The 11,931-nt window shown below is 68.3% G+C and carries 11 protein-coding genes; 3 read left to right on the forward strand and 8 right to left on the reverse strand.

Annotation, left to right across the window (positions count from 1 at the left end; genetic code table 11):
- Window positions 1–34: 34 nt before the first annotated feature.
- The 8 genes from mgtE to QOZ99_RS03390 all read right to left on the reverse strand — a co-directional run bounded on the left by mgtE (window position 35) and on the right by QOZ99_RS03390 (window position 8,540).
- Window positions 35–1,438 (reverse strand): magnesium transporter, encoded by a 1,404-nt coding sequence (gene mgtE, locus QOZ99_RS03355; RefSeq protein ID WP_306888500.1) that lies wholly within the window; start codon window positions 1,436–1,438, stop codon window positions 35–37.
- Window positions 1,439–1,671: 233 nt separating this feature from the next.
- Window positions 1,672–2,400: a (5-formylfuran-3-yl)methyl phosphate synthase gene (locus tag QOZ99_RS03360; RefSeq protein WP_306888501.1), complete on the reverse strand. Its 729-nt coding sequence runs from the start codon at window positions 2,398–2,400 to the stop codon at window positions 1,672–1,674.
- Between the two features lie 35 nt (window positions 2,401–2,435).
- Entirely contained in the window at window positions 2,436–3,002 is a 567-nt protein-coding gene (locus QOZ99_RS03365) for a DUF447 domain-containing protein (RefSeq protein ID WP_306888502.1), read from the reverse strand.
- Window positions 2,999–4,465 carry a DUF6513 domain-containing protein gene (locus tag QOZ99_RS03370; protein WP_306888503.1) on the reverse strand — a complete coding sequence of 489 codons (1,467 nt, stop codon included), beginning with the start codon at window positions 4,463–4,465 and terminating at the stop codon, window positions 2,999–3,001. The genes QOZ99_RS03365 and QOZ99_RS03370 overlap by 4 nt, the downstream gene beginning before the upstream one ends.
- A complete protein-coding gene (locus QOZ99_RS03375; RefSeq protein ID WP_306888504.1) occupies window positions 4,458–5,039 on the reverse strand; it encodes a flavoprotein in 582 nt (193 codons plus the stop codon). The genes QOZ99_RS03370 and QOZ99_RS03375 overlap by 8 nt, the downstream gene beginning before the upstream one ends.
- Entirely contained in the window at window positions 5,036–5,662 is a 627-nt protein-coding gene (locus tag QOZ99_RS03380; protein ID WP_306888505.1) for an amino acid kinase family protein, read from the reverse strand. The genes QOZ99_RS03375 and QOZ99_RS03380 overlap by 4 nt, the downstream gene beginning before the upstream one ends.
- Before the next feature lie 242 nt (window positions 5,663–5,904).
- Window positions 5,905–6,708: a TrmH family RNA methyltransferase gene (locus tag QOZ99_RS03385; protein ID WP_306888506.1), complete on the reverse strand. Its 804-nt coding sequence runs from the start codon at window positions 6,706–6,708 to the stop codon at window positions 5,905–5,907.
- Entirely contained in the window at window positions 6,705–8,540 is a 1,836-nt protein-coding gene (locus QOZ99_RS03390; protein ID WP_306888507.1) for an ABC-F family ATP-binding cassette domain-containing protein, read from the reverse strand. Before QOZ99_RS03390 ends, QOZ99_RS03385 begins: the two co-directional genes overlap by 4 nt.
- A gap of 150 nt (window positions 8,541–8,690) precedes the next feature.
- Between QOZ99_RS03390 and QOZ99_RS03395 the strand changes: the two genes are divergently transcribed.
- From QOZ99_RS03395 to exbD, 3 genes are all read left to right on the forward strand, one after another.
- Complete coding sequence (locus QOZ99_RS03395) at window positions 8,691–10,106, forward strand: FAD-binding oxidoreductase (RefSeq protein WP_306888508.1); 1,416 nt, start codon at window positions 8,691–8,693, stop codon at window positions 10,104–10,106.
- 216 nt (window positions 10,107–10,322) lie between these two features.
- Window positions 10,323–11,378, forward strand: coding sequence for a tonB-system energizer ExbB (gene exbB, locus QOZ99_RS03400; RefSeq protein ID WP_306888509.1), 1,056 nt, complete (start codon window positions 10,323–10,325; stop codon window positions 11,376–11,378).
- A 6-nt stretch (window positions 11,379–11,384) separates the two neighbouring features.
- Window positions 11,385–11,861, forward strand: a complete 477-nt coding sequence (exbD, locus tag QOZ99_RS03405) for a TonB system transport protein ExbD (RefSeq protein ID WP_306888510.1) — start codon at window positions 11,385–11,387, stop codon at window positions 11,859–11,861.
- Window positions 11,862–11,931: the final 70 nt, after the last annotated feature.

The raw sequence follows: 11,931 nt of genomic DNA on the forward strand, positions 1-11,931 counted from the left end.
CCGGCCGACGCCCCGAGACGCCGGCCGGCGCCGACTAGAGCAATGTCCCGTGCAGGATCAGCAGGGCGACGCTGAAATAGATCACCAGTCCCGTCACGTCGACGAAGGTGGCCACGAACGGCGCCGAGGCGCTGGCAGGGTCGAAGCCGAGGCGGCGCAGCACGAAGGGCAGCATCGAGCCGGTCATCGAGCCGAACGTGACGATCGCCACCAGCGCGGTGCCGACGGTCGCCGCGACCAGCACCCAGTGCTCGCCATAATCATGGAAGCCGGCGAGCTGCCACACGGTGATGCGGGTGACGCCGAGCACGGCGAGGATGGAGCCGAGCACGAGGCCGGAGGGCAGTTCGCGCAGCGCGACGCGCCACCAGTCCTTCAGCTTGATCTCGCCCAGCGCCAGCGCACGGATGATGAGCGAGGTCGCCTGCGAGCCGGAATTGCCGCCCGAGCTCATGATCAGCGGGATGAACAGGGTGAGCACGATGGCGCGCTCCAGTTCGTCCTCGAAATGCTGCATGGCGTTGGCGGTCAGCATTTCGCCGAGGAACAGGATGGAGAGCCAGCCGGCGCGCTTCTTCAGCATGGCGACGAAGCCCATCTCCATATAGGGCTCGTCCAGCGCCTCCATGCCGCCGAACTTCTGCGCGTCCTCGGTGCCCTCCTCGATGATCGCGTCGATCATGTCGTCGACCGTGACGATGCCGAGCACATGCTCGTGCTCGTCCACGACAGGCACGGCGAGCAGGTCATATTTCGAGATGAGCCGCGCCACGTCCTCGCGGTCCATCAGTGGGGCGCAGGTGATCGGATCATGCTTGGGCGCCACCGAGAGGATCGGCTGGCCGCTCTCGCCGGTGATCAGCCGACGCAGGCTCACCGCCTGCTCCAGCTTGTGGGTGATGGGATCGAGCACGTAGATGGCGTAGATGGTCTCGCGCGTGCGCTCGGTTTCGCGGATGTGCCGCAGCGTCTCGCCCACCGTCCACGTGGAGGGAACGGTGACGAACTCCGTCGTCATCAGGCCGCCGGCGCTGTGCTCGGGCCAGGAGAGCAGGCGGTTCAGCTCGGCCTGCGTTTCCGGCGGCAGGCGGGCGAACAGGTGCGAGCGTGCCGGCTCCTCCATCCAGCGGAACAGGTCGGCCGCGCGGTCGGCGGACATGGCCGAGACGAGACGCACGGCCTCCTCGACAGGCAGCGCCTCGATGAGGTCGCTGGACAGGTCGAAATCCGACTGGTCGAGCACCTCCACCTGCTGCTCGCGCGAGAGGCTGGCGAGCACGGCGGAGGCAACTTCCGGCTCTTCCTCGTCGAGCGCCTCGGCAATGTCGGCGGGGTGTTCTTCGGCAAGCTCTGCCGCAAGAGCGGCCGTGTCGACGAACGGGTCGTCGTGGCGGTCTTCCTCACGGCGGTCCGGCGAGGGGTCGCGGATGTCTTCCATTTCGGCTCTCTTTCCGACGTCCGGCCTTCGGCAGGCGGGCGCGGGGAGCCGAAACCCAAGGACGGGCTACGGTCGGCTCACGGCGCCGACCGCTGACGGCCGGACAATCGACTGTAACTGTCGCTGGGCATGGGTAAGGGGGTCCGATTGCGCCACCATGACAGGGGCGGCAGGGGAATGGACCTCGCCGGGTACGAAGTCAAGCGCCGTTGCGGGCCATCTTGTGCGGTGCGTCAGATCCGCGGGAAGCCGCTCGAAAGGCCCAGTTTTTCACGCGCCAGCGCCAGCCGCGCGGGGTCGAGCGTGCCCGTGCGGCCACCCGCGCAGAGCGCCCCGCGAAAGCCGAGATAGTCCGGCCCGACAGGGGCGAGGGTCGCGATGTCAGGCAGCTTGAGCGAGCCGGCCAGCCCGGTCATCAGCCCGTGCCGGCGCGCCTCGCCGACGAACTGGCCAAGCGTCAGCGGGTCGAGATGCTCGGTGAGCGAACCGGACCGCTTGTCCGCCGTGTCGATCATCACGCCGGCAAAGCCGCAGCGCCCGAGCGTGGCGATGTGGCCGAAATCAGGCCCCTCATCGGCGAACAGCACGCCGATGAGCCGCGTGCGGGCGGCCAGCGGCGCGAGCGCCTCGATGCAGGCGCCCGCATGCGGCGAGGCGAACAGCCCCACCTTGACGATGGGCACGCCCGTGCCGGCGATGCGGGTAGCGGCGGCGAGGATGAGGGCGGGCACCATCGGCTGGTCGCCCGCCGTGGCGCTGAGGGCGGGACGGTGGTCCGCGCCGCCGCTGCTCCAGGCGTTCCACAGCATCACCGCGGCGGTCAGTGCCGGCGGGCTCCAGGCGCCCAGCGCGCCGAAGGCTGGCTGCTTGAGGTCGACGATGTCGGCGCCGCCCGCACGCGCCAGCTCCATTTCGTGGAGGTCGGCGACGGAAGCCAGCAGGCCCGGCGGTCTTTCGGTCATGATGCGCTCGCGGGCGGGTGCAGGGGCGGGTTCGCTCAGGAAGCCCGCTTGTGGCGAAACTCGGCGACAGCCTCCAGCATCCAGCCCCATGCCTCCTTTTCCTGCGGCCCGGCGGTCTTTTCCACCGCGATGGCGAGATAGGCCATTTCCTGGTCGATTTTTTCGTCGGGCAGGAAATTGAGCCGGCTTACCAGCACGGCGGCCTCCAATACGGCGGCCTTGGCGCGGTTCAGTCCCTCGAAGCGGCTGTGCCCTTCCGAATGGTAGGTCTTGCAGAAGAATTTTGGCCGTTGCGGATCGTCCTCCACCCGCTCGACAGTGATCTCGTCATGGGAGAGCGCGTCGGCGAGGCGCGGGCAGTCGATATAGGTCGCCTTCTTCACGTCGACCGGCACGCGCTTGCCGACCACGCAGCCCGCGAAGATGCGCACGTCATCGGTGAAGTTGACCACCGCGATGCGGGTCGTCGCCAGATTGTCGAGCGTGCGCGAGGGGCGGAACGGCTGCAGCAGGTAGCCGCCCTCGATCACGCTGGCCCCCATCGGCGCCAGATGCGGCTCGCCCGCCAGTGAACGGGTGGTGACGATGACTTCACGGATCACGGCGGCGTCTCACCAGTTTGCGGCTTTCCGGCGGCTGCCTGCCGGTCGGCCTTGGCCTGCAGGGTCGTGCCGGCCTGCTTGAATGTCAAACGATGGGCCTCCTCGGGGCTGCCGGCAATGTCTCCGGCGACGCCCCATTTCAGGCCCTCGTCCTGCGCATAGCGCTTGCCGAGCTTGAAGGCGATCTCCGCCCGCGCGCTTTCCACGCCGAGATAGAAGGCATGGGCGCCGTCCTCCTCCACCTTGAGATGGGGGAACAGCGCGAAGGGCTCGTCGGCGATGTGATGGCCATCGCGGTTATAGATGTGGATGCCCGCCTCGCTCACCTCGATGCGGAAATTGCGGTCGCGCACCTGGCCGGCAAGATACGCGATCTCGGCGGGCGTGGATGCGTGCGGCTTGCGGTCGCGCAGCGCCATCAGGCCGCCACCGAAGCCCTGCGGCAGCGCCCCGGCCTGCCGCGCGGCAAAGAATTCGCGCCGGGCACGGTCGAATTCGCGAACCGCCGTGCGGCAATGCGGGCTCACCTGCACCGCCAGAACGGCACCGATGTGCAATTCCGAGATCATCCCCATCAGGAGGGCATTGATCCCGGTGGTGTCGGCATCCGTCAGCTCGGTGACATTGCCGATGCCCATGAGGATGGGAATGCTGGGGTAGCGCCGGCGCAGCTCGGCATAGCGCACGATCGAGGCGGTGTAGCCATAGTGGATCGGATCGAGGATCGGGTCGGCAAGGAAGGGCCGGCCGCTGGCGAGGCAGATATCGACCGCACGGCACAGCGATTCCAGGTCGCCCTGCCGGGCCGGCACGAGGACCGGCACCGCCGGACCTTCCTCCGCGACGTGAAGATTGGTTTCATTGAGACTGAGCAGGAAATCCGCGCCGGCGCGCGTCGCGCGGGAGAGTTCGCCAAGGTCGAAGGAATCCACGCTCACCTTCAACCCCTCCGCGTGAAGGGTGGCGATCGCCCACTCCAGATGGGGAAAGGCCGTGTCCGGCATGCAGCCGAGATCGATGACGTCGGCGCCTTCGCCTTTCAGGAAGCGGGCGCGGGCGAGGATGCCCGCCACATCGAGCACGGTGGCGTCGACAATCTCGGCGAAGATGGTCACGTCGTGCCGCGACAGGTCGACGGCGCGGCGCTGTTGGCCGAAATAGTCCGGCAGGTCGGCCATCTCGTCCGGGCCGCGCGAGAACGGCACGCCGAAAAAGCGCTCCAGCCGGTCGAGATCGCCGCGAAACCGGCCGGGCATCAGCACGCGGTCGGTGCCCTCGGGGAGCTTCAGGCGGCGCTCGACGATTTCCGCCGTCATCAGCGCGGCCACCTTTACCCCGACATTGACCACGACCGGATCGAGGCTCGCATCGGCAATCTCGCCGGCGATTCGTGTCAGGCGCGGTTCGGCCAGCGAGCCGGTGACGAGGGCGATCTTCTCCGGCCGTTTCGCCGCGTCAGTCATCGCCGGCCGCGACCTTCGCCGCCACATCCGGCTCCGCGATCCGGCGCTGGCGGGCGGCGATGGCGGCTTCCAGTTCGTGGATGGACTCGACCACCGTCGTATCCTCGAATTCCTTGAGCCTCGCCGTGTTCTCCAGGTCGATGCGGCGCGGATAGACGGGATAGAGGCCCTTGGGCGCCATGGTGATCATCTCCGGCGCGGTGTCGCAGGCGAAGACGATTGTCTGCACGCGGCACTTGCCGGCCTGCGCGAAGCAGTTCGTCACCAGCGTGTCGGAAATGCCGTAGACCGCCTTGGCCACCGTGTTGGAGGAGGCCGGCGAGACTATGAGCGTGTGGTAGAGCTGCTCGTAGAAGCGCCCCACCGGCGCGGAACTCGCCGTCGTTTCCCGGAAGATGCGCGTGTCCTTGGGCAGGTCCTGCTTGTACATGCGCAGCACTTCGTCGGCGGCTCTGGACACGAACAGGTCGACCGCGTCCAGCGCCTTGATCAGGGCGATGGATTCGGTGAAGTAATGCCCCGAGCCGGTGAGCGCCCAGGCCCAGCGCGGATAGAGCCCCTCATTCTCGCTCATGCTGCCCGTGCTCCCTCGTTGAGGCTCGCCCGTGCCGTATCGGGCGTGACGAGGTCGACCGCGCCGCCAAACGCGGCGGCAAAGCTGGCAAATAGCGGGTCGACCAGCCCGGCGGTGGCCCAGTCGGCCGGGCCGCTGCCCGGCGCGGCGGGGGCCGATTTCACCAGGACGAGGCGCGCGGCGTCGGTCTGGCCGGCCAGCCACGCGGCCAGACTGTCGGAGGTGAGGTCCCAGCTTTCGGGCAGTTCGGCGGCTGCCAGCGCCATGCGGGCGGGCAGCCAGAGTGCGGCATGACCCTGTGCATGGGCATGGGCGATGGCGGGCAGGCTGTCGGCCAGCACGAGGCCGGGCGCGAGATCGGCGAAGGCGTGGGCCGCCTGTTCCATGGCGAGGATGGCCATGCGGTGACAGGCGCCATCGCTCAGCGACATCCGGGGCTGCAGCGCGCGCACGCCATCGGCAAGCGGCCCGCCGCCGGCGACCAGCACGAGTGGCGCGCCGCGCCGGGCGAGAGCGGCGAGCAGCAAAGCGAGGCGCGGCGAACCCATCAGGCTGCCGCCGAGTTTCACGATGATGGGGCGGGCCGCCGATCGGCCGCGAAAGGGGGGCGATGTTTCGTGCATCTGGCGTTTCCTCATCGGCGGCCGGCAGGCCGGGCGCCGAAGGGGCAAACTATCTGACGCGGCGAAAGGATCAATGGAAAGGGCGGGTGCGCATCGCCGGCTACAAAAAAAAGACCCGGGGCGAGGCCCCGGGTCGTAACGAAGTCGACGGTCATCAAACGGGTAATCCGTCTGGTATTCCAATTTGAGGATATCCCTCTCGGCACGTTTGTCGAGGGTTGAATCGCCGCCTCACGCGGCCGTTATCGAGCATCCGCAAGGGAATGCAGCACGATACCACTCGTGGTCGCGACGTTGAGGGAATCGAAATCTCCCTTCATCGGAATGCGCACCGTGTGGGCGCGCGCCAGAATGTGCGGGGGCAGCCCGGGCCCTTCCGCGCCGAGCAGCACCGCCGCCCGTCGCGGGCGCGGAAGGGCGGTGATCGGGGTCTTCCCGGCGGGGCTGAGCGCGATCAGCTCGAATCCGTGAGCGACGAGCAGGTCCAGCAGGCTCTCCGCCGAGCCCTCGCGGGCGAAGGGAACGATGAGGCTGCCGCCGACCGAGACGCGGATCGCCTTGCGGTAGAGCGGATCGCAGGAGGCGAAATCGAACAGCGCCGCGTCGACGCCGAAGGCGGCGGCATTGCGCATGATGCCGCCGACATTGTCATGATTGGTGATGCCGAGCGGCACGACCACCAGCGCTTCCTCGGGCAGGCCGGCGATGAGTTCCTCGGCCCCCGGCATCTCCCCGCGCAGGCCGATGCCGAGCAGGCCGCGATGAATGTGGAAGCCGGTAATGCCGTCGAGGACGGTCTGGCTCGCGGTATAGACCGGCAGGTCCTCCGGCGCCCCCGCCAGCAGGCTGCCGAGCGCCTCGATACGGCTTTCCGCCAGCAGCAGCGATTCCAGCGGGAAGCGGTTGCGCGGCGACAGCGCCACGTCGAGGACCGTCTTGCCCTCGACGACGAACCGCCCGCCGCGCCCCACCAGATCGCGTTCCTTGATCACGCGGTAGGCATCGATGCGCGGATCGTCCGCCGAGGTGAGCTCGACGAGCCTCACCCGCCCAGTTCCTCGCGCAGCATTTCCAGCTGCAGCCACTCTTCCTCGGCCTTGGCGTGCTCGGCCTGGATGCGGGTCAACTCGGCGGTGGATTTCTGGAAGCCGGCGGGGTCGCGGGTGTAGAAATTCGGCGTGTGCAGCTTGTTGTTCAGCCGCGCAATGTCGGATTCCAGCTGTGCGATGCGCTTGGGCAGCTGTTCCAGCGCATGTTTCTCCTTGAAGGAAAGCTTGCGCTTGGAAGCCGATGCCGAGGGGGGCGTGCCTGCCGCTTTGGCCGGCTTGGTACCCGCGGACTTGTTGTTTGCCGGCGCCGCCGCGGCGGCTGCCGCCCGCGCCTTCACGCCATGGCCGCGCTGGGCCACCATGTCGGAATAGCCGCCGGCATAGACTTCCCAATTGCCGTCGCCCTCATAGGCGATGGTGGCGGTGACGGTGCGGTCGAGGAAGTCGCGGTCATGGCTGACCAGCAGCACGGTGCCGGCATAGTCGTCGATCATCTCTTCGAGCAGATCGAGCGTTTCCAGATCCAGATCGTTGGTCGGCTCGTCCAGCACCATGAGATTCGAGGCCTGCGCCAGCGCGCAGGCCAGCAGCAGCCGGCCGCGCTCGCCGCCCGACAGGCGCGAGACCGCGGTGCCCGCCTGTTCCGGGGTGAACAGGAAGTCCTTCATATAGCCGATGACATGGCGCGGGTTGCCGCCGACGAACACCTGGTCGCCGCGCCCGTCGGTCAGGGTCTCGCGCACCGAGCGGTTGGGGTCGAGCGCGGCGCGGCGCTGGTCCAGCGTCGCCATCTCGATATTGGTGCCCATCTTGGCCTTGCCGCTATCGGGGGCCAGTTCGCCGGTGAGCATTTTCAGCAGCGTGGTCTTGCCCGCGCCATTGGGCCCGACAATGCCGATGCGGTCGCCGCGCTGGATGCGGATGGAGAGGTCGCGCACGATGACGCGGTCGCCATAGGTCTTGGAAATGTGCTCGGCTTCCATCACCAGCTTGCCCGAGACATCGGCCTCGGTGGCGGCCATGGTGATGGTGCCCAGCGCCCCGCGATGGTCGCGGAACTGCGCGCGCAGGGCGGCGAGTTCGCCGACGCGGCGCACGTTTCGTTTGCGTCTCGCGGTGACGCCGTAGCGCATCCAGTGCTCTTCCGCGACGATCTTGCGGGCGAGCTTCTGCTGGTCGCGCTCTTCCTCTTCCAGCACCTGGTCGCGCCATTCCTCGAAGAAGCCGAAGCCGCGCTCCATGCGCTTGGTGCGGCCGCGATCGAGCCAGACGGTGGCGCGGGTCAGGTCCTGCAGGAAGCGGCGGTCATGGCTGATGAGCACGAGGGCGGAGCGCAGCGAGGCGATTTCCGCCTCCAGCCACTCGATGGCCGGCAGGTCGAGATGGTTGGTCGGCTCGTCGAGCAGCAGGATGTCCGGCTCGGGCGCCAGCACGCGGGCGAGCGCCGCGCGACGGGCCTCGCCGCCCGAGAGATTGGCCGGATCTTCCGCGCCGGTGAGTCCCAGCTCGTTGAGCAGGTACATCGCCCGGTATTCCTGGTCGCCCGGACCCATGCCGGCTTCGACATAATCGAGCGTGGTCTTGAAGCCGGAGAGGTCCGGCTCCTGCGGCAGGTAGCGCACCGTGGCGCCGGGCTGCACGAAGCGCGGACCGCTATCGGCCTGCACGAGGCCGGCGGCGATCTTGAGCAGGGTGGACTTGCCCGAACCATTGCGGCCGACGAGGCCGACGCGTTCGCCGGAGGAGACAGACAGTTCCGCCCCGTCGAGCAGCGGCGTGCCGCCGAACGTCAGTCGGATGTCCTGGAGGAGGAGGAGAGGAGGCGCCATGGCGCGGGGATAGGGGGAAAGCGCGCGCGGGGCAAGGGGAGGAGAGGCCGGCAAGGGCCGCAACGCCCGACACGGATGTAAGCTGTGGTAAGTGAGCCATCATCGCGCTATGCGAGCCTCCATTTCTGGTCCGCCTGTCGGAGACGGTTCATGTCCTCCTCGATCGATAGCCTGCTCAAAGCCATCGCCCAGCGCATCGGCGCTGCCCATGTGCTCACCGCGCCGGAGGACATGGCCCCCTATCTGCGCGAGGAGCGCGGGCTCTATCAGGGCCAGACGCCGGCCGTGCTCCGGCCCGGCTCGACGCAGGAGGTCGCCTTCATCGTCGAGGCCTGCGCGGCGGCCGGCATCGCCGTGGTGCCGCAGGGCGGCAATACCGGCCTGGTCGGCGGGCAGGTGCCGTTCGGCGAGGTGCTCCTCTCGCTGCAGCGTCTTGACCGTATCCGCCAGGTCGACCCCATCGACATGACCATGACGGTGGACGCCGGCTGCATCCTCGACAAGCTGCACGAGGCGGCGGAGGCGGCGGGTTGCCTGTTTCCCCTGCACATCGCCTCGCAGGGCTCCTGCCGCATCGGCGGCAATCTCGCCTCCAATGCCGGCGGAACCGCCGTGCTGCGCTATGGCAATGCGCGCGATCTGGTGCTGGGTCTTGAAGTGGTGCTCGCCGACGGCCGGGTGTGGAACGGCATGAAGCGCCTGCGCAAGAACAATGCGGGCTACGATCTCAAGCACCTGTTCCTCGGCACCGAGGGCACGCTCGGCATCATCACCGGCGCTGTGCTGAAGCTGTTTCCGCAGCCGGCGCAGCGCGCGACCGCCTTTCTCGCGGTGCCGGATCCGGCGGCGGCGCTCGCCCTTCTCAACCGCCTGCGTGGCGAGGCGGGGGACGCGCTGACCACGTTCGAGCTGATGGCGGCCTTCGGCGTCGAGACGGTGCTCAATCACATGCCCGGCACCGTGCGCCCGTTCCGCGACAGCTATGACTGGTATGTGCTGGCGGAATTCTCCGCGCCGACCCGCGCCTTCGACCTTGCCGCCCTGATGGAGGAAAGCCTCGGCACCGCCATGGAGGCGGGCGAGGTGGTCGATGCCGTCATCGCCGCCAGCCAGGCGCAGGCGGCCGCGCTGTGGCGGCTGCGCGAGGATATGTCGGAGGCGCAGAAGCACGAGGGCGGCTCGATCAAGCACGACGTTTCCGTGCCGGTGTCTCGCGTGCCGGAATTTCTCGCCCGCGCCCTGCCGGCGGTCGAGGCCCTGCTGCCGGGCCTGCGCCCATGCCCGTTCGGCCATGTCGGCGACGGCAATATCCATTTCAATCTCAGCCAGCCCGTCGGCATGGACAAGGCCGCCTTCCTCGCCATGTGGGAGGCCTTCAACCGCGTCGTTCACGATATCGTGGTCGAGATGGACGGCTCGATCGCCGCCGAGCACGGCATCGGCATTCTGAAGCGCGAGGAACTGGCGCATTACGCCGATGCGGTCGGGCTCGACCTGATGCACCGCCTCAAGAGGGCGCTGGATCCCGCCGGACTGCTCAATCCGGGCAAGGTGATTCACTTGTGAGACAGTAGTAAATCTCAGTTTAGAATAATGTAAAACTGGTATTTGCTAAGGAATTTCCCGATTTGAAACGTTCTACATTAAGGCGCCGAGGCTTTTTGCTGTTGTCGGCCTCGTGCCTGCGGGTTTATGGAAGCCGGTAACGGACAAGTCCGGCACGCCATGACGCTGTGATTCATCACGCGGAGGAGGGCGGCCGACCGAACTCGGGTTGCCGCCATGCTGACACGCCACACCGCCCTTTCGCCTCGCCTGCGCCAAGCGGCCTTTCTGGCGCTGGCCCTTCTGTTCGGGCTTGCGCCGGTGCAAGCCCAGCAGCCGGCCGCCCCCGCCCCCCAGAGCGGCGCGCCCGTGGCCGGACAGCCGGCGCAAGCGCAGCCGGCGCCCCTCCAGCCGCTGCCCCTCCAGCCGTTTGTCACGCCGTCTCCGGCCACCGCCGTCGAGCCGGCGCCCGTAGTTCCGGCGGGCACGCCCGTCGTGGATCCGGCGGCGCCGGCTCCGGTGGTCGCGCAGGAGGATGTCACGGTCGCCGCGCAGATGCCGCATGATCTGTCGCCGTGGGGCATGTTCATGGCGGCCGACTGGGTGGTGAAGGCGGTGATGATCGGCCTCGCCTTCGCGTCCGTCGTCACCTGGACGGTGTGGCTCGCCAAGTCGGTGGAACTGCTTTTCGCCAAGGCGCGGCTGCGGCGGGCGCTGAAGGGCTTCCTCGCGGCGGCCTCGCTTGAGGAAGCGCGCGATGTCGGCGCCGCGGGACCGGCCGGCGCCATGATCAAGGCGACGGCGCTGGAACTGAAGCGCTCCAGCGATCTGCCGGCCGAGGGCATCAAGGAGCGCGTGTCGATTTCGCTGGGACGCATCGAGGTGGCGGCGGGCCGCGCCATTGCCCGAGGCACCGGCCTGCTCGCCACCATTGGCGCCACGGCGCCCTTTGTCGGCCTGTTCGGCACGGTGTGGGGCATCATGAACTCGTTCATCGGCATCTCGAAGGCGCAGACCACCAACCTCGCCGTGGTGGCGCCGGGCATTGCCGAGGCGCTGCTGGCCACCGCGATCGGCCTTGTCGCCGCCATTCCGGCGGTGGTGATCTACAATCATTTCAGCCGGCAGGTTTCCGGCTATCGCGTGCTGATGGGCGACGCGGCGGCCGAGGTGCTGCGCCTGCTCTCGCGCGACCTCGACCGTCGCGATGTCGCCCGCACGCGCGGCGGACAGGTCCATGCCGCGTCGCCGGCGGCGGCCGCCGCCTCGCGCCTGCGCGCCGCTGCGGAGTAGCGCGCCATGGCCGCCAAGCTGCAGAGCACGGACAGCGACGATCTCGTCGAGAACCACGAGATCAACGTCACGCCCTTCATCGACGTGATTCTGGTGCTGCTGATCATTTTCATGGTGGCCGCGCCGCTCTCCACCGTCGATGTCGCGGTGGACCTGCCGGCCTCCAATGCCGCCGTGCAGCCGCGCCCGGACAAGCCGGTCTATCTCACGGTGAAGGGCGATCTCGGCCTCGCGCTCGGCAACGAGGATGTGGCGCGCGAGGCGCTCAACTCCACGCTCGACCGCGCGACCGAGGGCAAGAAGGACACGCGGATCTTCCTGCGGGCGGACAAGAGCGTCGACTATGGCGCGCTGATGGAGGTGATGAACCTGCTGCGCGCGGCGGGCTATCTCAAGATCGCGCTGGTGGGGCTGGAAATGGCCGGCCAGCCCGCCGCGGGATCTGCCGCCGCGCCCGCTGCCGCCGCGCCGGCAGCGCCGTGAGCGCGCGGCGGACATGAGCGTGCGGCCAGAGATGCGGGCCAAGCCGGAAATGCGGGCCAAGCCGGAAATG

This window comes from Ancylobacter amanitiformis (assembly GCF_030814815.1).
Lineage (GTDB): Bacteria > Pseudomonadota > Alphaproteobacteria > Rhizobiales > Xanthobacteraceae > Ancylobacter > Ancylobacter amanitiformis.